The organism is Bradyrhizobium sp. 45 (assembly GCF_023073155.1).
GTDB classification, from domain to species: Bacteria; Pseudomonadota; Alphaproteobacteria; order Rhizobiales; family Xanthobacteraceae; genus Bradyrhizobium; species Bradyrhizobium canariense_D.
Map to the genome: position 1 here is coordinate 582,217 of NZ_JADPIX010000154.1, position 25,390 is coordinate 607,606.

At 63.4% G+C, this 25,390-nt stretch carries 23 protein-coding genes; 13 read left to right on the forward strand and 10 right to left on the reverse strand.

All coding sequences use genetic code 11. The annotated features are described in order from the left end of the window. Positions 1 to 114 precede the first annotated feature (114 nt). Complete coding sequence (locus tag IVB42_RS39980) at positions 115 to 1,371, forward strand: FAD-dependent oxidoreductase (protein WP_247297404.1); 1,257 nt, start codon at positions 115 to 117, stop codon at positions 1,369 to 1,371. A gap of 179 nt (positions 1,372 to 1,550) precedes the next feature. Then, the gene (locus tag IVB42_RS39985) at positions 1,551 to 2,321 is read left to right on the forward strand and encodes an outer membrane beta-barrel protein (RefSeq protein ID WP_204511099.1); all 771 of its coding nucleotides are present in this window, start codon (positions 1,551 to 1,553) and stop codon (positions 2,319 to 2,321) included. Positions 2,322 to 2,429: 108 nt separating this feature from the next. On the opposite strand, the gene IVB42_RS39990 is transcribed toward IVB42_RS39985, so the two are convergent. From IVB42_RS39990 to parE, 4 genes are all read right to left on the reverse strand, one after another. After that, on the reverse strand, positions 2,430 to 3,200 hold the full coding sequence (locus IVB42_RS39990) for a glucose 1-dehydrogenase (RefSeq protein WP_085353491.1): 771 nt from the start codon (positions 3,198 to 3,200) through the stop codon (positions 2,430 to 2,432). Positions 3,201 to 3,221: 21 nt separating this feature from the next. Further along, a complete protein-coding gene (locus tag IVB42_RS39995) occupies positions 3,222 to 3,407 on the reverse strand; it encodes a hypothetical protein (RefSeq protein ID WP_007591540.1) in 186 nt (61 codons plus the stop codon). 221 nt (positions 3,408 to 3,628) lie between these two features. Beyond that, on the reverse strand, positions 3,629 to 4,411 hold the full coding sequence (locus IVB42_RS40000) for an outer membrane beta-barrel protein (RefSeq protein WP_085353490.1): 783 nt from the start codon (positions 4,409 to 4,411) through the stop codon (positions 3,629 to 3,631). 455 nt (positions 4,412 to 4,866) lie between these two features. Further along, entirely contained in the window at positions 4,867 to 6,909 is a 2,043-nt protein-coding gene (gene parE, locus IVB42_RS40005) for a DNA topoisomerase IV subunit B (RefSeq protein ID WP_247395209.1), read from the reverse strand. 272 nt (positions 6,910 to 7,181) lie between these two features. On the opposite strand from parE, the gene IVB42_RS40010 reads away from it, so the two are divergent. The 3 genes from IVB42_RS40010 (at position 7,182) to argC (ending at position 9,584) form a co-directional block, all read left to right on the forward strand. Next, entirely contained in the window at positions 7,182 to 7,712 is a 531-nt protein-coding gene (locus tag IVB42_RS40010; protein ID WP_018454436.1) for a DedA family protein, read from the forward strand. Between the two features lie 223 nt (positions 7,713 to 7,935). Further along, entirely contained in the window at positions 7,936 to 8,604 is a 669-nt protein-coding gene (locus IVB42_RS40015; RefSeq protein WP_247395208.1) for an FMN-binding negative transcriptional regulator, read from the forward strand. Further along, a complete protein-coding gene (argC, locus tag IVB42_RS40020; RefSeq protein ID WP_247395207.1) occupies positions 8,601 to 9,584 on the forward strand; it encodes an N-acetyl-gamma-glutamyl-phosphate reductase in 984 nt (327 codons plus the stop codon). Before IVB42_RS40015 ends, argC begins: the two co-directional genes overlap by 4 nt. 65 nt (positions 9,585 to 9,649) lie before the next feature. On the opposite strand, the gene IVB42_RS40025 is transcribed toward argC, so the two are convergent. The 3 genes from IVB42_RS40025 to phaC form a co-directional block, all read right to left on the reverse strand. Continuing rightward, positions 9,650 to 10,417 (reverse strand): outer membrane beta-barrel protein, encoded by a 768-nt coding sequence (locus IVB42_RS40025; RefSeq protein WP_247395206.1) that lies wholly within the window; start codon positions 10,415 to 10,417, stop codon positions 9,650 to 9,652. A gap of 182 nt (positions 10,418 to 10,599) precedes the next feature. After that, the gene (locus IVB42_RS40030; protein ID WP_018454432.1) at positions 10,600 to 10,998 is read right to left on the reverse strand and encodes an MAPEG family protein; all 399 of its coding nucleotides are present in this window, start codon (positions 10,996 to 10,998) and stop codon (positions 10,600 to 10,602) included. A 65-nt stretch (positions 10,999 to 11,063) separates the two neighbouring features. Beyond that, positions 11,064 to 12,872 (reverse strand): class I poly(R)-hydroxyalkanoic acid synthase, encoded by a 1,809-nt coding sequence (gene phaC, locus IVB42_RS40035; protein ID WP_026232733.1) that lies wholly within the window; start codon positions 12,870 to 12,872, stop codon positions 11,064 to 11,066. 253 nt (positions 12,873 to 13,125) lie between these two features. On the opposite strand from phaC, the gene IVB42_RS40040 reads away from it, so the two are divergent. From IVB42_RS40040 to IVB42_RS40060, 5 genes are all read left to right on the forward strand, one after another. Next, positions 13,126 to 13,401, forward strand: a complete 276-nt coding sequence (locus IVB42_RS40040; RefSeq protein WP_027517741.1) for a hypothetical protein — start codon at positions 13,126 to 13,128, stop codon at positions 13,399 to 13,401. A gap of 214 nt (positions 13,402 to 13,615) precedes the next feature. Next, on the forward strand, positions 13,616 to 14,836 hold the full coding sequence (locus IVB42_RS40045) for an LL-diaminopimelate aminotransferase (protein WP_247395205.1): 1,221 nt from the start codon (positions 13,616 to 13,618) through the stop codon (positions 14,834 to 14,836). Between the two features lie 29 nt (positions 14,837 to 14,865). Then, positions 14,866 to 16,182, forward strand: coding sequence for a homoserine dehydrogenase (locus tag IVB42_RS40050; protein WP_247395204.1), 1,317 nt, complete (start codon positions 14,866 to 14,868; stop codon positions 16,180 to 16,182). An 80-nt stretch (positions 16,183 to 16,262) separates the two neighbouring features. Continuing rightward, positions 16,263 to 17,264 carry a class II fructose-bisphosphatase gene (gene glpX / locus IVB42_RS40055; RefSeq protein WP_247395203.1) on the forward strand — a complete coding sequence of 334 codons (1,002 nt, stop codon included), beginning with the start codon at positions 16,263 to 16,265 and terminating at the stop codon, positions 17,262 to 17,264. Positions 17,265 to 17,389: 125 nt separating this feature from the next. Then, the gene (locus tag IVB42_RS40060; protein ID WP_247395202.1) at positions 17,390 to 18,109 is read left to right on the forward strand and encodes a haloacid dehalogenase type II; all 720 of its coding nucleotides are present in this window, start codon (positions 17,390 to 17,392) and stop codon (positions 18,107 to 18,109) included. A gap of 60 nt (positions 18,110 to 18,169) precedes the next feature. Here IVB42_RS40060 and IVB42_RS40065 read toward each other — a convergent pair whose 3' ends face one another. The 3 genes from IVB42_RS40065 to IVB42_RS40075 all read right to left on the reverse strand — a co-directional run bounded on the left by IVB42_RS40065 (position 18,170) and on the right by IVB42_RS40075 (position 22,110). Continuing rightward, the gene (locus tag IVB42_RS40065) at positions 18,170 to 19,990 is read right to left on the reverse strand and encodes a peroxidase family protein (RefSeq protein ID WP_247395201.1); all 1,821 of its coding nucleotides are present in this window, start codon (positions 19,988 to 19,990) and stop codon (positions 18,170 to 18,172) included. 172 nt (positions 19,991 to 20,162) lie between these two features. Continuing rightward, positions 20,163 to 21,134: an MBL fold metallo-hydrolase gene (locus IVB42_RS40070; RefSeq protein WP_085353482.1), complete on the reverse strand. Its 972-nt coding sequence runs from the start codon at positions 21,132 to 21,134 to the stop codon at positions 20,163 to 20,165. A gap of 310 nt (positions 21,135 to 21,444) precedes the next feature. Further along, positions 21,445 to 22,110, reverse strand: coding sequence for a GntR family transcriptional regulator (locus tag IVB42_RS40075; RefSeq protein ID WP_018454423.1), 666 nt, complete (start codon positions 22,108 to 22,110; stop codon positions 21,445 to 21,447). Positions 22,111 to 22,228: 118 nt separating this feature from the next. On the opposite strand from IVB42_RS40075, the gene IVB42_RS40080 reads away from it, so the two are divergent. Genes IVB42_RS40080 through IVB42_RS40090 form a run of 3 tightly spaced genes read left to right on the forward strand, consistent with a single transcriptional unit; the run spans position 22,229 to position 25,337 of the window. Continuing rightward, positions 22,229 to 23,023 carry an enoyl-CoA hydratase/isomerase family protein gene (locus IVB42_RS40080; protein ID WP_018454422.1) on the forward strand — a complete coding sequence of 265 codons (795 nt, stop codon included), beginning with the start codon at positions 22,229 to 22,231 and terminating at the stop codon, positions 23,021 to 23,023. Between the two features lie 9 nt (positions 23,024 to 23,032). After that, positions 23,033 to 24,292: a CoA transferase gene (locus tag IVB42_RS40085; protein WP_204511108.1), complete on the forward strand. Its 1,260-nt coding sequence runs from the start codon at positions 23,033 to 23,035 to the stop codon at positions 24,290 to 24,292. 52 nt (positions 24,293 to 24,344) lie between these two features. Beyond that, positions 24,345 to 25,337: a tripartite tricarboxylate transporter substrate-binding protein gene (locus tag IVB42_RS40090; RefSeq protein ID WP_204511109.1), complete on the forward strand. Its 993-nt coding sequence runs from the start codon at positions 24,345 to 24,347 to the stop codon at positions 25,335 to 25,337. Positions 25,338 to 25,390 lie beyond the last annotated feature (53 nt).

The following is a 25,390-nucleotide window of genomic DNA, read 5'->3' on the forward strand; positions in this document are numbered from 1 at the left end:
TTTCCCGAATGAGTCGGAATTGGAGGCAAGGCTAACGGCCATTCACAACCGCAGCAAATGAATCTTGCTTGCTGCACTGCACAGAATGCTTGGCTCGTGAAGGAGGACCCGACCGTGAAACCCGATACGTTGCAGCGTCCCCAGGGCTCCCCGCTGAAGGTGCGGTGTTGCATCGTCGGCGGCGGACCGGCGGGCATGATGCTCGGCTATCTCCTCGGGCGCGCCGGCATCGATGTCGTGGTGCTGGAGAAGCATGCGGATTTCTTCCGCGACTTCCGCGGCGACACCGTGCATCCTTCGACGCTCCAGGTGATGGACGAGCTCGGCCTGATCGACGGATTCCTGAAGCTGCCGCATCAGCGCTTGCAAAAGCTGGACGGCCTGTTCGGCAGTACCCCCGTTCGCATCGCCGATCTCAGCCGGCTCCGCACCAAGTACCCCTTCATCGCCTTCATGCCGCAATGGGATTTCCTGAATTTCCTGCGCGAGGCCGGCCAGCGCTTCGCCTCGCTGCAGGTGATGATGAACACGGAGGCCGTCGATCTGATCCGCCGCGGCGAGACCATCGCCGGCGTGCGGGCGAATACGCCTGACGGTATCGTGGACATCGAAGCTGATCTCACCATCGCATGTGACGGCCGGCATTCGACCGTGCGCCAGCATTCCGGCCTCGAGGTCGAGGAGATCGGCGCGCCCATGGACGTGCTGTGGTTCCGCGTCGGACGCAAGGCGAACGAGACCGAGAACCTGTTCGCGCGCGTCGAGCCCGGCAAGATGATGATCACCTTCGACCGCGGCGACTATTGGCAGTGCGCCTATGTCATCGCCAAGGGACAATACGACGCGGTGAAGGCGAGGGGATTGCAGGCGCTGCTCGACGACGTCGTTCGCATGGCGCCGGTCCTGAAGAGCGGCATAGCCGAGGTGAAGAACTTCGACGATGTCAAGCTGCTCACCGTCGCGATCAACCGCCTGCCGCGCTGGACGCGGCCGGGCCTGCTTCTGATCGGCGACGCCGCACATGCGATGTCGCCGGTCGGCGGTGTCGGCGTCAATCTCGCCGTCCAGGATGCGGTCGCGACCGCAAACCTGCTGGCGGACGAGCTGCAGCGCGGCTGCCCGTCGGAGGACGAACTCGATGCCGTGCGCCGTCGCCGCGAATTCCCGGTGAAGATGACGCAGCGGATGCAGATGATCGTGCAGAACAACATCATCAGCGGCGCCTTGCAGGGCGGCGACCGGCCGCTGAAAGTGCCGCTGGTCCTGCGCCTCATCACCGCGCTGCCGTGGCTCCAGGGCATTCCGGCGCGCCTGCTCGCGCTTGGCGTCCGGCCCGAGCACGTGCAGTCGAAGGCTGCGCCGGCACGGTAGCGCAAGGGCTCGGTAGGGATAACGCGGCGTTAAATCGCGCTCGGCGCGTTGCCTGCGTGCAACAGCGCAAACGGATTGAAGGCGCGCTGCTTGCCAATCCGACGTCTTAACTGTCTTGATTCAAATTTGAGTAAGACCTGCGTGTGAGCGTGCACCCATCAAAGGACACGGGGTGTACCATGCGTAACAAGTTGATTGCCGCCTTCGCCTGCACGACCGCTCTGATTTCGACCGGCGCCGCTTCCGCCGCCGATCTCGGTGCTCGGCCCTACACAAAGGCGCCGGCCTATATGGAGTCGATGTTCAACTGGACCGGCTTCTATGTCGGCGGCCACATCGGCGGTGCATGGACCAACGAGCAGTTCATCAACAACGGGACCGGCGCACCGTTTGGCGATCTGACCCCGGGGCAGGGCTACCGTCAGCGCAACTCCGGCATCCTGGGCGGCGCCCAGATCGGCTACAATTGGCAGGCCAACAACTACGTGTTCGGTATGGAAGGCACGATCTCGGGCCTCGACAACAAGGGCTCGTTCTTGAACACCGCGTTCGGCGCGGGTGACGACGTGTTCTCCTGGCGCACCAATGTGCTTGCCACCGTCGTCGGTCGCGCGGGCTTCGCCGTGCAGAACAACCTGTTCTACATCAAGGGCGGCTATGCCGGCGTGAACAACCGTCTGTCGGTCACCGATACGGTCGGTCCGGCCACCGGTTCCGGCGGTCAGACCCATTGGGCCAACGGCTGGACCGTCGGTGCCGGCTGGGAATACGGCATCACCCGCAACTGGATCGTCGGCCTCGAATACAACTACGCAGCCTTCGCCAGCCAGACCTATCAACTCGGCGGCACCTCCGGCAATTACAGCTTCGATGCCAAGCCGCGCGACCTGCAGTGGGCCGTCGTGCGCGCCAGCTACAAGTTCGACGCGCCGGTCATCGCCCGCTACTAAGTGGGTCAACGAACGACCAAGCAGCCATAAAAGACGATCACTGCCCAAATTCAAAAGCCGCGGCATTGTCCGGGGCTTCTTTTTTGTGTGCAGATTTATTGGTGCGGCCTACGCCATCACCGAGAACCCGCCATCGACGGGGATCGCGGTGCCGGTGACGAAGTTGGAGGCGGATGAGGCGAGGAACACGGTGATGCCGGCGAAGTCGTCGATGTCGCCCCACCGCCCCGCAGGCGTGCGTGCCAGCACCCGCTCGTGCAATCCCGATACCTGCTGCCGCGCACCGCGGGTCAGGTCGGTGTCGATCCAGCCCGGCAGGATGGCATTGACCTGGATGTTGTCGGGCGCCCACGCATTGGCGCAGGCGCGCGTGTACTGAACGATGCCGCCCTTGCTCGCCGCATAGGCCGTTGCGAAGCTCGCGCCGAAGATCGACATCATCGAGCCGATGTTGATCACCTTGCCGTTGCCGGACGCCTTCAGCGCCGGATAGGCCAGCTTCGAGCACAGGAAGGCGCTGGTGAGATTGGTGTTGATCACCGTGTTCCACTCGTCGAGCTCGAGCTCGTGCGGCGGCTTGCGGATGCTCATGCCGGCATTGTTGATGAGGATGTCGATCCGGCCGAGATCCCCGACGACGCGATCGATCATCGCGGCGATGGCCGCCTTGTCGGTGACGTCGGTGGCAACAGAGATCGCCTTCACGCCGCGTTGGCTGAGGTCGGCGATGGCGGCGGCGGATTTGGTTTCGTTGCGCCCGACCACGGCGATGTTGGCGCCGGCGTCGGCGAGGCCACGGGCCATGCCGAGCCCGATGCCGCCATTGCCTCCCGTGACAATCGCGACCTTGCCGCGCAGATCGAACCGACTGGATGTCATGCTGCTATTCCCTGGTTTCTTCTATTGGTTGCTCTGCCAGATCAGCACCAGCCCGAAGCCGGCCATGGCTGCGCCATAGCCGGCCCATTGCAGCTGGTTGACCATGAAGCTCGATCGCGGCCACGCGACGGTGCCCGTACCCTGTCCGATCCAGAGCAGCCCGACGGCAAGGGCAAACAGGCCTGCTACAAGCAGAAATCTGCGCATGCATTCCTCCCCGGCGGTTTGCTTCTGTCGTGACGCGACATGACGATTGCCGCGGCCCGAAAACTTGCCGGGAGACTAGCCGTAGCCGTGGTCGGGATACAATGGCCGCTGATGCAGGCCGCAGGGCGGATGCATGTCCATACGCAAGGTCCGCTGAAGCACCGTACAACGAAAAAGCCCCGGACGATGCCGGGGCTTTGACGTCTGAACTTGCGTTCGGATCAGTACTTCGCGACGACCGGACCGGTCCAGTTGAAGCGGTAAACCAGCGAAGTCGAGATCGTCTGGTTCCAGCTGTTGGCGCGAATGCTCTGACCGACCGGGAGGTTACCGGCATCGAACAGGATGTCCTGGGTCTTTGCATTGTAGAAGGCCGAACGGTACTCGGTCTTCATGAACCAGCCGGGCGACTGGATGCCGAAGATGTTCAGGTTGTTCTCAACGCCGCCGCCGATGAACCAGCCATTGCGGTTGTAGCCGTTGAGGTGAACGCCGGCCGGAGCGCCAGCCAAGGTCATGAAGTTGGTGCTGCCGAAGTGGGCGCCGGAGTAACCGCCGTTGACGTAGGAGAGAACGTTCGGAGCGACCAGCCAGCCGAGGCGCACACCAGCGGCCCAGGAGTCTTCTAGCTTCTGGTTGCCGGTGATGCCGAGCAGGGGATCTTGAATGGTAGCACGGATGCTGCCGAACTGACCGTCAGCGAACACGCCGGCGACCCAGGTGCCACTGAACTGCCAGTCGTAGCCGAGACCGACGGTGCCGAACCAGCCCGAGCCACCCTGGCGCTGATCGATCGTCAGGGGAACTGCGCCAACCGTCGTCTGCACGTGCTGGTCGGCGTTCGAGAGACCGCCACCGCCACCGCCGAAGATGTAGAAGCCGGTCCAGTTGGCGACGGGAGCCGCCATCGGCGCCTTCGCGTAGGGACGGGCGCCAAGGTCAGCGGCCGAGGCCGAACCGGTCATCGCGGCAACCGCGGTCAGTGCGAGCAAAATCTTCTTCATCTTAAAAATCCCCAAGCTTTGGTCTGTCTGGCAGGCGCGAGCGCACTGAAGTCCGTGTGATCTGATGTCCCGGACTATACCTGCTTCTCTCCGAAATGCTGTTGCAGAGCAGGCACAGTCGCCGGGAAACGCCGCACGGCAGGGATTCTGGGTGCCGTCGTGGAAATGTGAAATAAGTACGCATTATCAATGCAGTACGTCGAATTTTGCGATTTGCGTTTTGGTAGCTTCTCGTTAGCGAATTCGGCTTTGTCCGAAATGGAGGCAGTCCTGCATCAGTCATGGCTCGGTGAGTCGTTGGCCGAGTCGCGGCGCGATGAGGCCGGGAATCAACGAAATCGAGGCGAACGTTGGCAGGATTGGCGGGAAAGAGCGGTTGTCATCTCCCAAAAACAAAAGAGCCCCGGGCATCATGCCGGGGCTCTGGATGGATACGACCGGGCAGCGCCTGCGGATCAGACGTCCAGCAGGTCGTCGTTGGCGAATTCGGCCTTGTCCGAGATGAACGCGAAGCGCGCTTCGGCCTTGGTGCCCATCAGGCGCTCCACCGAATCCGCCGTGGTGTCGCGGTCGTCGGCGAGCAGAACCACTTTCAACATGGTCCGCTTTGCCGGATCCATGGTGGTTTCCTTGAGCTGCGCCGGCATCATTTCGCCGAGGCCTTTGAAGCGATTGACCTCGACCTTGGCGTTGGCGTTGAACTCGCTCTTGATCAGCGCTGCCTTGTGCGCGTCATCGCGGGCGTAGACCGACTTCGTGCCGTTGGTCAGCTTGTAGAGCGGCGGCACGGCGAGGAAGAGATGGCCTTCATCGATCAGCCGCGGCATCTGCCGGTAGAAAAAGGTGATCAGCAGCGACGCGATGTGGGCACCGTCGACATCGGCGTCGGTCATGATGATGATGCGCTGGTAGCGCAGATCCTCTTCGCGATACTGCGCGAGCATGCCGCAGCCGATCGCCTGCACGAGGTCGGCGAGCTGCGTGTTCGCCGTCAGCTTGTCCTTGCCGGCGGACGCGACGTTGAGGATCTTGCCGCGCAGCGGCAACACGGCCTGGGTCTTGCGGTCGCGCGCCTGCTTGGCGCTGCCGCCGGCCGAGTCACCCTCGACGATGAAGAGTTCTGAGCCTTCCAACCCTGCATCGCTGCAATCGGCGAGCTTGCCGGGGAGGCGCAGCTTCTTGCCGGCGGTCTTGCGCGCGGTCTCCTTCTCCTGGCGGCGGCGCAGCCGCTCCTCGGCGCGCTCGACCACGAACTCGAGCAGCCTGTTGGCCTGGTTCGGATTGCCCGACAGCCAATGGTCGAACGGATCCTTCATCGCCTGTTCGACGATGCGCTGCGCTTCGGCGGTGGCGAGACGGTCCTTGGTCTGGCCCTGGAATTCAGGCTCGCGCACGAACACCGAGAGCATCACGGCTGCACCCACCATCACGTCTTCCGACGTAATGGACGACGCGCGCTTGCCCTGGCCGACGCGTTCGGCGTGGTCCTTGAGGCCGCGCAGCAGCGCGCTGCGCAGGCCGGATTCGTGCGTGCCGCCGTCGGGCGTCGGCACAGTGTTGGTGTAGGAAGACAGGAAGCCGTCGGCATCCGCGGTCCAGGCCACCGCCCATTCGCAGGCGCCATGCGCGCCGTTGCGGCCCGACTTGCCGGAGAAGATGTCGGGATGCACCAGCGTGTCGGCGTGGATCGCGGCGGCCAGATAGTCCTTGAGGCCACCGGGGAAGTGGAACGTCGCTTCCGCCGGCACGTCGTCGACGCCCTTAAGCAGTTCGGGCGCGCAATTCCAGCGGATCTCGACGCCGCCGAACAGATACGCCTTCGAACGCGTCATCTTGAACAGGCGCTGCGGCTTGAACGCTGCCTTGGCACCGAAGATGTCGGTGTCCGGCTTGAAGCGCACGCGGGTTCCGCGGCGGTTGTTGATCTTGCCGAGATCCTCGAGCTTGCCCTTTGGGTGGCCGCGCTCGAACGTCATGCGATAGAGTTTCTGGCTGCGCGCGACCTCGACCTCGAGCAGCGAGGAGAGGGCGTTCACCACGGAGATGCCGACGCCGTGCAGGCCGCCCGAGGTCTCGTAGACCTTGGAGTCGAACTTGCCGCCCGAGTGCAGCGTACACATGATGACTTCGAGCGCCGACTTCTTCGGGAATTTTGGATGCGGATCAACCGGGATGCCGCGGCCGTTGTCCGTGACGGTCAAAAAGCCGTCCGCGCTCAATTCGACTCCGATGAAGGTCGCATGCCCCGCGAGCGCCTCGTCCATCGAGTTGTCGATGACTTCGGCGAAGAGGTGATGCAGCGCCTTCTCGTCGGTGCCGCCGATATACATGCCGGGCCGGCGGCGCACCGGTTCCAGACCTTCGAGGACCTCGATGTCGGCTGCGGTGTAGTCGGCCTCGGCACCGCCCGCGCGCGGGGCGGCCTTGGCGGCGCGGGGCTTGGGCTCATCGCCGCCGAAAAAATCGTCTTTTGCTTTGGGCTTCAACTGCTTGGACATATATCTTTATGCGTTTTGAGGGCCGCATGAGCGGCGAATCGGTTGGGCCGACTATGCCACTTCTGACTTGGAAAGGTTATCGCGGGGCGGGCCCGGCGGTGTGGTTGGGAGCCAATCCCGGCGATTGTACGCCGCATCCCATCAATTCCCGGCAATGTGACGGTCCGGTCCGGCTGGACCTGGCTTTGTGACTTGATGTCACACAAGTCATTGGCTTACCAGTCATTTTCATCGAGCAGCACCTTCGGGCAGGACGGAAAGGCTATTTTTGAATGGAGCAGTTTGCGCACGGGCTCGCCGATTTCGTGCGCGCTCACCAGACGTGGGCAGCTCCCATCGTGTTCGTGCTCGCCTTCGGGGAGTCGCTCGCCTTCATCTCGCTGCTGATCCCGGCCTGGGGCGCGTTGGTCGCTATCGGCGCGCTGATCGGCGCGAGTGGCATCAGCTTCTATCCGGTCTGGATCGCCGGTGGCATCGGGGCGGCGCTGGGCGACTGGGTCTCTTACTGGTTCGGCTATCGCTACAAGGAGCAGGTCGCGCAGATGTGGCCGCTCTCGCGTTATCCGGAACTCCTGCCCAGAGGCGAGGCCTTCGTGCGCAGCTGGGGCGTGCCGAGCATCTTCATCGGCCGCTTCTTCGGCCCCTTGCGTGCCTCCGTGCCGCTTGCAGCCGGCATTTTCGAGATGCCCTATTGGAGCTTCCAGGCCGCCAATTTCGTCTCGGCACTGATCTGGTCGGCGGCGCTGCTGCTGTTCGGAGATGTGATCGCCAAGATCATGGAATGGATCTGGGGCGTGGTGTGACGTCGGAACCTTGACGGCGACCGCAACTGGCCTTATAGCCCCGCGCCATGATCAACGCCGCGACCATTTTGTTCGCCCGGCGCCGCCGCCGCAGCTTTGCGGTTTGGGCGGTCGATCGCGTTTGAGATCATCGTCTTTGCCGCTGGATCCGATCCGCGGCATTCTCTCTCCTGTCAGTGCGATCTGATCCGGCGGCCACCAAGGAGGCCAGCAGGAGACTACGATGTACACGCCACCCTTTTTCAAGCAGGACCGCGCCGCGAGCCTGAAATTCGCCGACACGCGCGGCTTCGGCACCATGTGCGCCTTCGACGGCCACAAGCCGATCGCCTCGCCGCTGCCGTTCTATTTGACCTATGCCGCGGACGGCACGCCGCAGGCCGCGTTTCATGTCGCCCGTCACAATCCGCTGCTAAAGCTTGCGGACGGGACGACCTCCTGGCTCCTCGGGGTCAACGGCCCCGATGCCTACGTGTCGCCGGACTGGTACGTCTCGCCGGATCAGGTGCCGACCTGGCTGTACCAGTCGGTCCATCTGACCGGGCCGGTGCGGTTGTTGTCGGATGGTGAACTGGCCGTGCAAATCGATACGCTCAGCAACAAGTTCGAGAACTGGCTGTTGCCGAAGAAGCCGTGGACGTCGGGCAAGATGACGGCCGGGCGGCTCGAGGCGATGAAGAAGGCGATCGTGGGTCTGGTCATGACGGTTGAGGAGGTCGAAGCCAGCTTCAAGCTCAACCAGCACAAGTCCGACGCCGATTATACGGCGATCGCCAATGCGCTTGGCGCGCAAGCCCATGCCGACGCCAGGGAGATCGCGCAACTGATGCAGGACGTAAGGCCGGATGCCTTCGCATCCGAAACCAACATGCTCGAAAGGAGCGCGCCATGAGCCTCACTGAAACGACGAAAGCACCGACCACTGGCGCTGCGACAAAGCCGGCCACTGTCTTCGTCGACGGCGGCTCCGGCACCACAGGGCTTGGCATCAACGAGCGGCTGAAGCTGCAGAGCGACGTGGTCGTGAAGACGATTGCCGACGACAAGCGCAAGGATCCCGCGGCCAAGAAGGCGCTGATGGAGAAGGTTGATCTGGTCATCCTCTGTCTGCCCGACGATGCTGCCAGGGAAACGGTTGCGCTCATCGACAGCATGGGGCCGTCGGGCCCGAAGGTGCTGGATGCCTCGACCGCGTACCGGGTCGCGCCCGACTGGGCCTATGGCTTTCCGGAACTGACGCCGGATCAGGCTGGCAAGATCAAGGCTGCGAAGAAGGTGTCCAATCCCGGCTGCTATCCGACCGGCGCGATCGCGCTGCTGCGACCGATCGTCGATGCCGGCCTGCTGCCGCGCGACTATCCCGTCACCATCAATGCGGTGAGCGGCTATTCCGGCGGCGGCAAGTCGATGATCGCGAGTTTCGAGGACGGCAGCGCGCCGTCCTTCGAACTCTACGGCCTCGGCTTCGAGCACAAGCATCTGCCGGAGATGCAGCTCTATTCGAACCTGACGCGGCGGCCGATCTTCATCCCGTCGGTCGGCAATTACCGGCAGGGCATGCTGGTGTCGGTGCCGCTCCAGCTCGACACGCTGCCCGGCAAGCCGAGCGGTGCGGACCTGCAAGCCGCATTGGCAGAACGTTACGCCGGCTCAAAATATGTCTCGGTGATGCCGCTGCAGAACGAGACGACCAAGGGTGGCAAGCTCGAGCCGGAAGGGCTCAACGAGACCAACACGCTCGAGCTCTACGTCTTCGCCAGCGACAAGTACCATCAGGCGGTGCTGGTCGCGCGGCTCGACAATCTCGGCAAGGGCGCGTCCGGCGCGGCCGTGCAGAACATGCGACTGATGCTGGGACTGCCGGAGGCGTAGGCGCAAGAGTCGCTGCTCGTCATGGCCGGGATAAGCCCGGTCATGACGGCTGCGAGGGCGCTTTCTCAGTACTTCGCGATGATCGGGCCGCCGAATTTGTAGTTGATGCGGGCGGTGATCAAGTCGACGTCCTGGCCAATGCGGTCGGTACGTGAGAACGTGCCGACGGGTGCCAGCACGCCGTTTGCCGTGAGGGTAACGTCGCGCCGGCCCATGAACAGATGGTCGTATTCGAAGCCGACCGACCAGTTCGGCGCAAAGCCGTATTCGATGCCGACGCCGACCGTGCCGCCCCAGCGGGTGTCGTCGGCGCCGTCGAACTCGGCTCCGGCCAGACCGCCGGTTCCGATGCCGCGGTAGCGATTGCGGGTGACGGCGGCGCCGCCCTTTGCGTAAAGCAGTGCGCTGTTCCAAGCGTAGCCGATCTGGCCGGTGAACAGGCCGAAAGCATCGACACGGGTGCGGTTCGCGACGCCGAGCACGGTGCTGGCGTTCCGGCCGGAGAGGTCCGCCCAGTCGCCCTGCGCTTCGAGGCCGAATACGAAGGCGCTGCTCTGCCAGCGATAACCGATCTGGCCGCCGGCGACGCCGCCCGTCGCGTCATGGCAGCCTTCCGCAACGCCGGCCGCGAAACCAACCGTCTGGTCCCAGCAATTGCGTGACGAGCCATATCCGCCGGTGGCGCCGATGTAGAAGCCGCTCCAATCATAGATCGCGGCGATCATCGGTGGCGCCTTGGTGTAGGGACGGGCGGCGAGATCTGCGGCGTTAGCCTGGGTCGCGACGGCAACGAGCGACAACGCGCCGACGGCGGATGCAATCTTCCAATTCATGTCTGCCCCGAATCAATCAATTGCGATGGGCAAATATACCTCTGGATGTGCGATCCATCGTGTCAGCCCAAGAGGGCATTGCTGCTTTTTTCCGCACTGTCGTCATTCGGCAACACCGGCAGCCGCGATAGGCCTTCGAGATTTCACCCGTTCGTTGCAGGCGCCAACCCAACCGGGGCCGATCAGAGCACCTTGAAGATCGCGAGCGCCAGCACGGCTTGGGCGAGAAAACCGACGGTGAAGGCGAGGGTGCGGAAGACGGGAATACCCATCGCATAGACGATCAGATGCGCAACGCGCGACCAGAAATAGACGGCGCAGGCAAGCACCGTCCACTTCGAGGAGTAGTCGATCGCATTCAGGATCAGCACCAGCGGCGCGAACAGCACGAGGTTCTCGACGGCGTTGTCATGCGCGAACATCAGGCGGTTCGCCCATTCCGACTGCGGCTTGTCGGTGCGCGAGGGATTGGCCATCGCACCACCAAGCCCGCGAATCTGGCAGCGGTTGATGGTGTAGGGAATCCAGAGGATTCCAGTCAGGACCACCGTCAGTGTCAGCCAGAACAATTCACGCGTCATAACCCGGTCCCCTCATCAATTTCTGCTGCAGGCATGGAGCTTATACGAAAGCGCGAAAGATTCTGCTATGCGCGAACCCTGACATAGCTGCCGGGTGCGTCCTCGATCGGGGGAAACGCCTCGCTGCCGACCGTGCGGGCCGGGACCTCCTCGGGATCGAGTGCGCCCAGCCATTGCCGCCAGTCCGGCCACCAGGAGCCCTTGTGCTCGACCGCGCCCTTCATCCACTCGGCGACGTTGGCGGACTTCACGTTGTCGTTGGTCCAGTACTGGTATTTGTTCGAGGCGGGCGGATTGACCACGCCGGCGATGTGGCCCGAGCCGGACAGCACGTATTTCACCGGGCCTCCGAAGAACTGGGAGCCGTACAGCACCGATTCAGCCGGCGCGATATGGTCCTCGCGGGTTGCGAGATTGTAGATCGGCACCATGACCTTGGAGAGATCGAGCAAGGTGTTGTCCAGCACCAACGTGCCGGTCGAGAGCCGGTTCTCAAGGTAGCAATTGCGCAGGTAGTACGAATGGTTCGACGCGGTCATGCGGGTCGCGTCCGAATTCCAGTGCAGCAGGTCGAACGCGCTCGGCTGCTGGCCTTTGAGGTAATTGCTGACGACATAGGACCAGATCAAATCGTTGGAGCGCAGCATGTTGAAGGCCATCGCCATCTTCGAGCCTTCGAGCACGCCCGCCGCCTTCATGTCCTGCTCGAGGGATGCGATCTGCTCCTCGTCGACGAACACGAGCAAATCACCGGCATGGGTGAAGTCGACCTGTGCCGCGAAGAACGTCGCGGACGCCACGCGCTGGCGGCGCTTCTCGGCGAGCCAGGCCAGCGTGGTCGCGAGCATGGTGCCGCCGACGCAATAGCCGGCGGTGTGCACCTTCATCTCGCCGGTGACCTTCTCGATCACGTCCATCGCCGTGAGCGGGCCTTCCTTCATGTAGTCTTCCCAGCTCTTGGCTCCGAGGCGTTTGTCGGGATTGACCCATGAGATCACGAACACGGTGATGCCCTGATCGACGCACCATTTGATGTAGGATTTCTCCGGCTTGAGATCGAGGATGTAGAATTTGTTGATCCAGGGCGGGATGATCAGGAGCGGCGTGCGCAGCACCTTCTCCGTCGCCGGCGCATACTGGATCAGCTGCATCATCTCGTTCTGGTAGATCACCTTGCCCGGCGTCGTCGCCATGTTCACGCCGACGACGAGATTGTCCGGATCGGACTGACGGATCTTCAGCGTGCCCTTGCCGGCGGCGATGTCCTCGGCCAGCATCTTCAGGCCGCGCGCGAGATTTTCGCCGCTGCTGGCCACCGTCGCGCGCAGCACTTCCGGATTGGTCAGCACGAAGTTGGAGGGCGATATCGCGTTGGTGACTTGCTGGACGTAGAACTCGGCCTTGCGGCGGGTCTGCGGATCGAGGCCCTCGGCTTCGCGCACAAGCTCCTGCGCAAATTTGGTCGTGAGCAGATAGAGCTGCATCATGAAATCGAAGAACTGGTTCGACTTCCATTCCGGATCGGCAAAGCGCTTGTCGCGCGGCGAGGGTGCGATCGCGGGCGGTGCGTCCTGACCGGCCATGCGGCGCGCCGCCGAACCCCAGAGGTCAAGATAGTCCTTGGCGAGCTTGGTCTGGAGTGCGGAGGCCCGCGACGTATCCGACAGCCAGTATTCGGCGACGGCGGTGAAGGTCTTGATGACCTCGGTAAGCTCCGCCGGCGGACGATCCTGCACCTCGCCGCTCTCGCGCGGCTTCAGGTACGCGGCAAGCGCCTTGCCGCCGCTTTCCATCGCCCGCGCGACATTCATCGCGAAGGCTTCCGCATCGAACTTCGTCTCGGGTTTGGGCGTATCGGTGGTGGCCATACTCATGAGGAGAACAGTAACGATTCATTCCGTATTCGTCACCGCGAAGCTCGCATGTTTGGCGTTAAACACTCTCGAAGATGTGTTGCAGTGCGACAAATTTTCTTGGTTCCGTCACAATCGAGCCGCACCGCTCGGCTTGATGGACTGGGGCTATTTTCTCGCTCGCACCATTTGGGCAGCAATGGTTTGAGCTTGGGCGCGGACTTGGGTAAGGTTGCCCGGGGCCGTGCTTTGGGACGAAGTGGGGATTTCCCTAGTGTTGGCGTTGAGGGACCTGCAAAAGTCGCGGCGGATCTGTGGCGCGCTGCTGATGGCGACGCTCGCCCTGGGCGGCTGCTCGAGCCAGCTCGCGGATATGACGCCTTCCGATGCTCAAGCGCATCCCAGAGAGGCCGGTAGCTATCTGCCGGTGCACGATCTGCCGCCGGATCGCGATCAGGCCGTCATGCCGCCGGACCAGCGCGCCAAGATCGAGGCCGAACTTGCTGCCGCGCGCGACCGTCAGGCGGTTGCCACCAAGGACGCGAAATAGGGCGCCGCAAGGTAATCGCTGGCGCCTCCGCCTCGCCGTGCTAAAAGACCTTAGTTCAGCCGAGAGTCAGGGCGAACGACTTCAGTCAACATCGTCGATGATTGCTCTAAGTATTTGATCTTGAGTAATTTTCGCGAGAGATGCGGGCGCCTTCCGCCTGGTCTTTATGGCCTGTCGATTCTGTCCTGACCGGTTGCCCGGAGCTGAGAGAGCCATGGAAGAATTTTACCGCATCCGCCGCCTTCCGCCTTACGTGTTCGAACAGGTCAACCGGGCCAAGGCAGCTGCGCGGAACGCCGGCGCCGACATCATCGACCTCGGCATGGGCAATCCGGACCTGCCGGCGCCAGCGCACGTGCTGGAGAAGCTGAAGGAGACGCTGGGCAAGCCGCGCACCGACCGCTACTCGGCCTCCCGCGGCATCCCCGGGCTGCGCCGGGCCCAGGCCGGCTACTACGCCCGCCGCTTCGGCGTGAAGCTCAACCCCGACACCCAGGTGGTGGCGACGCTCGGCTCCAAGGAGGGCTTTGCCAACGTGGCGCAGGCGATCACCGCGCCCGGCGACGTCATCCTTTGTCCCAATCCGAGCTACCCGATTCACGCCTTCGGCTTCTTGATGGCGGGCGGCGTGATCCGTTCGGTGCCCTCGGAGCCGATGCCGCAATTCTTCGAGGCGGTCGAGCGGGCGATCGTGCATTCGATCCCGAAGCCGCTGGCGCTCGTGGTCTGCTATCCTTCGAACCCGACCGCCTATGTCGCGAGCCTCGACTTCTACAAGGACCTGGTCGCGTTCGCGAACAAGCACGAGATCCTGATCCTGTCGGATCTCGCTTATGCCGAGGTTTATTTCGACGAAAGCAACCCGCCGCCCTCGGTGCTCCAGGTGCCGGGCGCGATGGACGTTGCCGTCGAGTTCACCTCGATGTCGAAGACCTATTCGATGGCTGGCTGGCGCATGGGCTTCGCGGTCGGCAACGAGCGCGTGATTGCGGCACTCGGCCGCGTCAAATCCTATCTCGACTACGGTGCGTTCACGCCGATCCAGGTCGCAGCGACCGCCGCGCTGAACGGACCGGACGATTGCATCAAGGAGATGCGCGACACCTACCGCAAGCGGCGCGACGCGCTGGTGGAATCGTTCGGCCGTGCCGGCTGGGAGATCCCGCCGCCGGAAGCATCGATGTTCGCCTGGGTGCCGCTGCCGGAAGCCTTCCGCAGCGTCGGCAGCATGCAGTTCGCGACCCTGATGGTGGAGAAATCCGGTGTCGCGGTCTCGCCCGGCGTCGGCTTCGGCGAGCATGGCGAAGGATATGTCCGCATCGCCATGGTGGAAAACGAGCAACGGATCAGGCAGGCCGCGCGTGGCGTGCGCCGCTTCCTTGAAAGCGGCATCGAAACGTTGCACAACGTCGTTCCGCTCGCCACTCGGCGTTAAGTTCTCTTCCGCAGGTTTTCCAAGGCATCATGGTTGCACCCCTGAAAGTGGGCATAGCGGGGCTCGGCACCGTGGGCGCCGAAGTTGTCCGTCTGATCGAAACGCAGGCGCGGGTGCTTGCCGGCCGCAGCGGCCGTGGCATCCGTGTCGTCGCCGTCACCGCACGCTCGAAGGCGAAGAAGCGCGGCGTCGATCTGCGCGGCATCGAATGGGTCAAGGATCCGCTTGCCCTCGCCACGCATCCGGGCATCGACTGCTTCGTCGAGCTGATGGGCGGCGCGGGCGATCCCGCGCTGGCGGCGGTCGAGGCCGCGCTCGCCGCCGGCAAGTCCGTCGTCACCGCCAACAAGGCGTTGCTGGCAAAGCACGGCCTCAAGCTGGCAAAGGCCGCCGAAAAGCACGGCGGCGCGCTGAATTTCGAAGCAGCCGTCGGCGCTGCGATCCCTGTCATCAAGACGTTACGCGAAGGTCTTGCCGGAACCGGCATCAACCGGGTCTACGGCATCCTCAACGGCACCTGCAATTACATCCTGACCCGGATGGAGCAGGAGGGCCTGTCCTTCGCCGAATGCCTGAAGGACGCGCAACGGCTCGGCTATGCCGAGGCCGATCCGTCATTCGACGTCGACGGCCACGATACCGCGCAAAAGCTCGCCATTCTCGCCAGCCTCGCTTTCGGCACGAAAGTTGCTCAAAGCGCGGTGTATGTCGAAGGTATCTCCTCCATCGCGCCGGAAGATCTCCGTGCCGCTGACGATCTCGGTTACCGGCTCAAGCTGCTCGGCGTCGCGGTTCGCACTGCCACGGGCATCGAGCAGCGCGTGCATCCGACCATGGTTCCGAAATCCTCCTCGATAGCGCAGGTGATGGGTGTCACCAACGCGGTCACGATCGATGGCGAGGGCATCCCGCCGATCACGCTGGTCGGCCCCGGTGCCGGCGGCGCCGCGACCGCATCCGCCGTCGTCGCCGACATCGCCGACGTTGCGCGCGGCATTCGCGCCAATCCGTTCGGCCGGCCGATTTCGCAGCTGCGCGACACCAAGAAGGCGCCGATGGAGCGCCACGAGGGCGGCTACTACATCCGCCTTCTGGCACGCGATTTCCCGGGCACCGCGGCTGCGATCGCGACCCGGCTCGCCGAGCAGAAGATTTCAATCGAGTCGATCGTGCAGCGCCATCCCAATGGCGGCCCTGCGCCGGCAGACGGCAAGGCGGTCCCGGTGCCTGTCATTCTCATCACCTATGCCACGCATGAGGACGCCGTGCGCCGTGCGCTCGCGGCCGTGCAGAAGGACAGGGTGATCAGCGGACGGCCACAGGTTATCAGGATCGAGAAGAACTGACACGGTTCGAACGAACTGTGGGTGTTACGAGTTGATGCGGCGGAGATGTCCGTCCAAAACTGTTTCGAAGGAGTGAGCCGATGTCGACCCATATTTCAGTCCCGCCGCAAGCATTGCTCGAGCGCATTCTCACGCTGGAGATCGTGCGTGTGACGGAGCGGGCGGCGGTGTCTTCGGCGCGTCTGCGCGGGCACGGCAACGAGAAGGCGGCCGACCAGGCCGCGGTGGACGCGATGCGGCGCGAGCTCAACAAGCTGCCGATCGAGGGCACCATCGTCATCGGCGAGGGCGAGCGCGACGAGGCGCCGATGCTCTTCATCGGCGAGAAGGTCGGCATGAACGCCGGCCCGCAGGTCGACATCGCCGTCGATCCGCTTGAAGGCACCACGCTGTGCGCCAAGAACATGCCGGGCTCGATTGCCACCATGGCGATGGCCGACGGCGGCACGCTGCTGCACGCCCCCGACGTCTATATGCAGAAGCTCGCGATCGGTCCCGGTTACGACAAGGGCGTCGTCGAGCTCGATGCGACACCGGCCGAAAACGTCCGCCGGCTCGCCATGGCCAAGGGCGTCAAGCCCGACGGCATCACCGTTCTCGTGCTCGACCGGCCACGCCATGCCAGCATCATCGAGAGCGTGCGATCGACTGGCGCCGCCGTGCGCCTGATCACCGACGGCGACGTCGCCGGCGTGATCCACTGCGCCGACCCCGACAATACCGGCGTCGACATGTATCTCGGCACCGGCGGCGCGCCGGAAGGCGTGCTCGCGGCCGTGGCGCTGCGCTGCATTGGCGGCCAGATGCAGTGCCGTCTCATCCTCGACTCCGACGAGAAGCGCGAGCGCGCCGCCAAGATGGGCGTCAGCGATCCCAAGATGATCTACGGCATCGAGGACATGGCGCGCGGCGACTGCCTGTTCGCAGCCACCGGCGTCACCACGGGCTCGCTGCTGTCGGGCGTCAAATTCCGCAAGGACGGCGTGATCGAGACCGAGACGGTGGTGATGCGCTCCGTCACCGGCACCGTGCGCTACATCAAGGCCGAGCACCGCGAGCTGGCGAAATTCCACCTCGACTGACGACTGCCGTCATTCAGGACGGCGCGACAGCGTCGAGGCCGGAATCTCGTGCCAATAACCTCTGGATTCCGGGGCCGCTCTGACGAGAGTCCCCGAATGACGAACAACAAAAAGAGGAAGCGCACATGTCCGACCTCTCCGCCGTCAAAGCCCTGGTCTTCGACGTGTTCGGCACCGTCGTCGACTGGCGCACCAGCCTGATCACCGACTTCATGTGGTGGGCGAAGGGCCGCGGCATCAGCGCCGACTGGACCGCCTTGGTCGACGGCTGGCGCGGCATGTACATGGCTTCGATGGATGACGTGCGCAAACATCCCGAGCGCGGCTACGTCATGCTCGATGATCTGCATCGCCGCTCGCTCGAAAAACTGGTCGCGCAATTTTCGATTCCAAACCTGACCGAGGCCGATCTCGATCACCTCACCAAGGGGTGGCACCGCTTGCACCCGTGGCCCGACAGCGTCGCCGGCCTGACCCGACTGAAGACGAAATTCGTGATCTCGCCGCTGTCGAACGGCAATGTCGCGCTGCTCACCAACATGGCGAAGTTCGCAGGGCTTCCCTGGGACCTCATCATGTCGGCCGAGCTGTTCGAGCACTACAAGCCCGATCCCGAAACCTATCTCGGCGCCGCGCGCCTGCTCGGCCTCAAGCCGGAGCAGGTGATGATGGTCGCGGCCCACAACGGCGATCTCGCCGCCGCGCAGAAAAACGGGCTGAAGACGGCCTTCGTGGCGCGGCCGACCGAATACGGTCCGCTTCAGAAGGTCGATTTCGAGGCCACCGGCAATTGGGACATCGTCGCCAAGGATTTTGGTGGGATCGCCGACAAGCTCGGGTGCTAGGGCGGCTGACGCTCATCCGAGGCGGACGAGGCCCGGAATGCTGAACATATGGGCCAAGGCTCAGCCTCGCAGGACGTTCCACGGGGCGAAGGCATTGTTGACGCCCTCGAGCGCCGGTCCGAGTTGCGGCATATGCCGCAGCAGCACCGATTTCATTCCGTTGTTGTGGATCCAGTCCAGACCGAAGTTGGTGTAGACTTCCGCGCGGTAGTCATCGGTGAAGAACCGGTCGCTCTTCAGACGCCGCGATGCCATCAGGATGAAAATGCGGAAGGCGGTATCGCTGAAGCCGAAACCCTCCGGCAGGTCCTCGGCCAATAATCCGACCATCAGATCAACGCGATCGACGTTGCCCTTGTAGATCGCGCGCATCTTCCTGGCGGCACCGGGGATGCTGGTGATTTCTTCGAATGTGTTGACCCGCTTCTTGCCGACCAGCTCGCGAAACCGGTTGTAGCGCGGCACGCCGCGCTCGCGATCACGCATGATGTCGATCGCGGCCACGTCGAGCAGCGGCTGGCCGTCTTTCGTGAACCGGCGCAGGAAGTTGGGAAAATTGTGGAGGCGAATGGCGCCGGGATGAGCGGTGCCGAACGAGTACAGCAGGTTGGCGAAGCCGTGAGTCTGCATGAACTTGCGGGAGGCGGGGCCCTGCATTTTGACCAAGTCGCTAGCGGTAATCTCTGTGCTATCGAGCCGCCGTACATCAAGGTTTTCCGGGATCAACGGGTGCAGGCGGTACACGGCGGTGAATTCCTCGGTCATCGCGTAGGGCGCGCTGTGCTGATCCGTCGGAGAGCCGATGATGCCAAAGGCGGCTTCGCTGTTCTTGCCGAGCACGGCGCGCAGCACCCGGCACGGGATCCCCGACCAGTTGGCGTGCATGCTGAAGTCCAGTGCGGGATGGCCGAGGATGCCTGGCGTCCATTCGACGGTGTGGATCTTGGCGATCAGGGCCGCGTTGATCAGGCGCGCATGCTGGAATAGCTCCTCGTCCTTCCAGGTCGGATACCGCGCCTTCAAGCCGTCGCAGATGACATTGTGCTCGCGTGCAAAGAGATTGTGCAGCAGGCTGAGCCCCACCCACCAATTGTCGTTGAAGCCGGTGAGATCGGCGCCGGGATGCACCGGATCGGCTGGAAGCATCCCATCATCGCCGACCGCGATCTTCCCATCTGCCCCGGAACGGATCTGCATCTGCCTTGCGCGGTCGCTGCCGTAGATTTGTCCGGCGTCCCACCAGTGCGAGTTGAGGTTGCGGAACGTGGGGGTCGCGCCGAGCCATGGTTCACGTGGCGTCCCGTCGCAAACGGTCCGACGGATCTTCATGCAGCCGTCGATCCGTTCATGGGCCGGCCATTCGTCGTTTGGCGTCAGCGGAATTTTGAACTCGTTTCCCGACTTAGGGGACCCATGGCTGAACCAATTATGCGTTTCGAACTGGATCCAGGCGGCGGCCAGCAGATTGAGGCTGGTCGCCGGAATAAATTCGTGGCGCGCCAGCAATTCCTCCGAGATCACGCGCGGACTGGGTTCGAGCAGGTCGTCCAGGCTGTCCGGTACGCATTCTGACAGCGCGAAATTGCGTCCGAACCGGGCGCCAGCCATGCCCATGCGCGGATGGTCGAGGCTGTTGAACGAGCCGTCGGCGGAACGCCACCGGTCATTGCCCGTGTTCCAGCGAGGCGATGTCGTGCCGTAGCCGGTATGGTGCAGATTGCGCTCCCGCAGACGGTCGCGGAACGCCGAGAGATTGGCGGCTCCGAGCAGGGTCGGCAGTTTGTCCCATGTGACAAAGAAGTTGACGGCCCGATAGATAACATCCGGGACCCATTGGAGCAGGTCGCGATGGAAGACAAAACCATCGTTCTCGCGGGACATTGACGCTCCCAAACGCAATTGAGCGAAATGAACTTAACTTGCAACAGGAAGTAATGTTTGCCAACGCCGCCGGAGGCATCACGAATTTGAAGTTCTTTACCGGCCAGTCGGACGGCGGTGATCGTTCGGATGGTCCGGGCGGCGCGTGCGTCGCCCGGACCAGATCCGGCGATTACAAAGTCATCTGCATCGGTTCGGGATAATAGTGGAATCCTTCACCCGCCTTGGCGACATGGCCATAGCCCGGCCAGGCGAAGTGATAGGACATCACGGGCGTCTTGTTCGCAGCAAGCATGGTCAGCAGTTTTACGCGTGACTCGGCCGCCTGTTTCGGGTCGGTGTCGTAGGAGAATTCCATCCGCGGCCGCTCGAGCAGCAGGACGGGATGATGCGACAGGTCACCAAGGAAGGCGAAGGACTTGCCGGCCGACGAGACCATGAAGATGGTGTGGCCGACGGTATGACCGGGCGCTGCGATTGCCTGCACGCCAGGCAGAAATTCCTGGCCGTCCTTGAAGAACACGATGCGGTCGCGGACCGGCAGCAGGTTCTTGCGGGCGTGAACGACGAAATCCTTGGCCGCGCTGCCAAGCTTGCCTTCGTCGGTCCAGAAGTCGAAATCGGTCTGCGAGATGTAGATCTGCGCGTTGGGAAACAGCGGCTTGCCGCCGTCGTCCACGATGCCGCCGATGTGGTCGATATGGGCATGCGAGCAAACCACGGCGTCGATGTCGCCGGGCTTAATGCCGGCCTCGGTCATGCTCTTCTGCTGCCGACCGGTGGTGGCGCCGAACATCTTGGATGAGCCCATGCCGGTATCGAACAAGATGAGCTTGTCGCCGGTGTTGACGATCGGCGAGTTCTGCTCGAGCACGACATTGTCCGGCGACAGGAAATTGTCGACGAGCATCTTCTTCACCTCTTCCTTGGAAACACCGGTGAAGGTGCCCGAGGGATCGCCCAGGGGAAGCGGTCCGTCGGACACGACGGTGACTTCGGCGTCGCCGAGAACGAAGCGGTGCCAGTAGGGCGTCTGGGTGCCGAGCTTGGGAGCGCGCGCCAAGGCGCTGCCGCCGAGCATTGCGCTGGCACCAAGGCCAGCCCCGAGGGTCAACAAGGACCGACGTGAGACATCGATTGTCATGCGTTTCCTCCGCTTTTGTCTTTTGTTTTGCGCAATTGCTTGCGCGTTACATTCGGCCCGCGCCGATGGTCGAATGCTGCGCCGGTTCAGGCAGGCGAGCAAGTGGAATTGATTTGGCGATGATCTCGGTTTGTCGAAGTTGGATGCGCAATTCCGGCGCGCGACAAAAGACGTCCGTTGCCGACGAGCCTCGTCAGCACGATCCGTGCCAGTACAGCCAAAAGCAATCAATGATTGTGTCGTGATTGTGTCTGCTGGCCGCCCGATCCGGCGTGACCGCAAGATTCTTTGTACGTCGCGAACCTATGGCTCACGCAATTCTCGGCGCGAGCTCGCTCCCTTCCGTTTCGGCAAAGCCCGCCTGCAAAACCTCTTCGCGCTTGTGGCGCAAATGCGCTCGCAGGATATGGGCGAGGCCGACGCCGTCGCGCCTCTGCAGTGCGTTCAGGATGGCATCGTGCTCCTTCACGGCGACCGCCCAGCGTTCGGGCGTCATCGGCGTGACATAGCGCGCGCGGCGGATGCGCGCGGTCACGGACGTATACAGCCCCGCGAGCACCGGGTTTCCGGCCGCAACGACGATGGCTTCGTGAATGGCGCGGTTGCCGCGATAGTACTGGATCAGATCGCGTTCGCGATAATGCCGCACCATGTCCGCGTGCGCGGCGGCGATCGCGTCGATCTCGGCATCGGTGATGCGTTCGCAGGCGAGTTCGCCGGCGAGCGCCTCGAGACCCTGGCAGACCTCGAACAAGTCGCGCATGTCCTTGTCGGTCAGTTTTGCTGCGCGCGAGCCGCGATGCGGCAGGAGCTGCACGAGACCTTCGGCGGCGAGCACCTTGAGCGCCTCGCGGAGCGGCGTGCGCGATATCTGCAGCCGCTCGCACAGTTCGCGCTCGGGAATCCGCGCGCCCGGCGGGATCTCGCCGTCGAGCAGGATGGCCCGGATGCGGCCGACGACTTCCTCATGAAGCATGGGTCTGAAGTCCATTTGAATGCAAAAATGGAGCTATATACGCATTAATGCAAGTTCCGGCTTGTAAATCGATCATTTTGCATTCAAAAATGTAGAAAAGCAGAAGGACATCGAGGAAATGGACCAGCAGGTGAAGGCGGAAGACCTCGTTTTCGAGCGCCAGGACGGGATCGGGCGGATCACCTTCAACCGCCCGCAGGCGCGCAACGCCTTCACTTTCGCGATGTATGAGCGGCTCGCCGCGATCTGCGAGGAGATCAACGACGATCACGCGATCAAGGTACTGGTGCTGCGCGGGGCCGGCGACAAGGCGTTTGCCGCGGGCACCGACATCAATCAGTTCCGCGATTTCAAGTCGCCGCAGGACGCGATCGACTACGAGAACCGCATCGATCGGGTGTTGACCACGCTCGAGCAGTGCCGCGTGCCGACGATCGCGGCGATCAACGGGTTCTGCACCGGCGGCGGCGCGGGCATTGCCGCGGCATGTGACCTCCGCATCGGCACCCAAAGCGCGAAAATCGGCTTTCCCATTGCCCGCACGCTCGGCAACTGCCTGTCGATGTCCAATGTCAGTCGTCTCACCGCGCTGATCGGCGCCGCCCGCGTCAAGGATCTGATCTTCACGGCGCGGCTCGTCGACGCGACCGAGGCTGCCAGTGTCGGGCTGCTCGGCGAGGTCGTCGAGGATATCGCCGCGCTCGAAAGGCGCGCGGACGAGGTTGCCAAATTGCTCGCCAGCCACGCGCCGCTGACGCTGAATGCGACCAAGCAGGCCGTGGCGCGCCTGCAAAGGCGCCTGACGCCCGACGAGGGCGAAGACCTCATCCTGATGTGCTACACGAGCCAGGATTTTCGCGAAGGGCTCGATGCTTTCCTCACCAAGCGCGCGCCGCAATGGCGCGGCCAATAGGACGCCCCGATGCAAAGCGATCGCTCGCAATCAACCTCCGGCCGTTCGGGGCCGCTTGCCGGCCTCAAGGTGATCGATCTCACCCATGTCATGGCAGGGCCGACCTGCACCTTGATGCTGGCCGATATGGGCGCCGACGTCATCAAGATCGAGAAATCGCCGAACGGTGACGACACCCGCCATTCGGTGCCGCCGAAGATCGGCGACGAGGCGGCCTCCTTCCTGATGATGAACCGCAACAAGCGCGGCATCGTGCTGGATCTGAAGACCGATGGCGGCAAGCAGGTGTTGCGGCGGCTGATCGCGGGCGCCGACGTGCTGGTCGAGAATTTTGCGCCGGGCGCCATGGAGCGCCTCGGCTTCGGCTATGACGACCTGCACAAGCAGCATCCAACGCTGATCTATTGCTCGCTGTCTGGCTTCGGCCGCACCGGACCCTACAAGCATCGCCGCGGCTTCGATCTGGTCGCCCAGGCCATGAGCGGAATCATGAGCTTTACCGGCGAACGTCCCGATGGTCCGCCCGTGAAATGCGGCCCGCCGCTGTCCGACATCACCGCCGGCCTGCTGGCGAGCATGGGCATCCTCGCGGCCTACACGCACCGTCTCAAGACCGGCGAAGGGCAGTGGGTCGAGACCTCGCTCTATGAGGCCGCGCTGGTGCAGACCTACTGGCAGTCGACCATCGCGCTGGCCGCGGGCACCGCGCCGCGGGCCATGGGTTCGGCGCATCCGCTCAACGCGCCATATCAGGCGTTCGAGGCCTCGGACGGCTGGTTGGTGGTCGGCGGCGCCAACAAGAAGCATTGGCTGTTGATGCTGGAGGCGCTCGGCGCAAGCGAGCTCGCAGCCGATCCACGCTTCGTCACCGGCGCCGACCGCATGGCCAATTTGAAGGAGCTCGAAGCTGTTCTGAGCGAGCGCTTCCGCACCCGCACGCGCGCGCACTGGCTGGCGGCACTGGACGAGAAGGGCGTGCCGTGCGGCCCCGTGCACGACATGCTGGAGGCGCTCAGCGATCCGCAGACGCTGGCGCGCGAGATGGTTGTCGAGGTCGAGCATTCCACGCTCGGGCCCGTGAAGACGATCGGCTTGCCGGTCAAGTTTTCGGAGACCCCAGGCAAAGTGCGCACGGGCGCGCCGGTCTACGGTGAGCATACAAGCGAGGTGCTGGCCGAGCATGGGTTCGACCGGAAGCAGATCGACGCGCTCGAACAAGAAGGCGCAATCGTGTTGGCATCGGGAAGAGGCGAGGAACGGGTCGCCTGACCGGACGTCGAAAACAACAAGAACAAGAGACAAAAATAAGCTGGAGGACATCATGGGTCAGACATCAAAACTTCTGCTCTCCGCAGCCGCAATTGTGCTCGCCGGCACGACGCCGGCGCTCCCGGCCTGGCAGCCGCAAAAGCCGATCGAGTTCGTGGCGACCGCCGGGCCCGGCGGCGGCACGGACAATCTCGCGCGCGCCGTGCAGAACATCATCACCAAGCACAAGCTGGTGGAGCAGCCGATCGTCGTCGTCAACAAGGGCGGCGGCAGCGGCGCGGAAGGCTATGTCTACGGCAAGGCGTCCGCCGGCGATCCCTACAAGGTGATCTTCGGCACGTCGAATGCCTGGCAGCAGCCGCTCGTCTCCAAGGTCGCTTTCAACTACACCGATCTCACCCCGATCGCGGCGATGGCGCAGGACGAGTTCCTGCTCTGGGTCAAGCAGGACGCGCCCTACAAGACGGCGGGCGATTATCTGAAGGCGGCCGCATCAGGCGAGTTCAAGATGGGCGGCGCGCAGTCAAAGGATACCGACGAGGTGCTGACCCGCATGATCGAGAAGGCCGGCCACATCAAGCTGACCTATATTCCCTTCAAGAGCGGCGCCGAGACCGCCGTGCAGCTCGCCGGCGGACACCTCGACTCTCACGTCAACAATCCCAGCGAGAGTCTCGGGCAATGGCGTGGCGCCACCCAGCGCCCGCTTTGCGTCTTCAGCCCGAAGCGGCTGCCGCAGGGCGCCAAGGTCACCGCGACCGAAGGCTGGGGCGATGTTCCGACCTGCGTCGAGCAGGGCCTCGACATCAAGCAGTATGAGCAGCCGCGCACAGTGTGGCTCCCCGGCAAGGTCACGCCGGACCAGGCCGCGTTCTATGTTGACCTGATGAAGAAGGTGCAGGCGACGCCGGACTGGAAGGACTACATCGAGAAAACCTCCCAGGTCGACACGTTCCTGACCGGTGCCGAGTTCGACAAGTTCATCAAGGAGGATCTCGAGCGCGTCAGGCTGGTTGCGAGCGAGCAGGGTTGGTTGGTCAAGTGAGGCGGCGCACGCCTCAAACCCCTCCGCCGGAACGACAGCGAACGCTGGGAAAA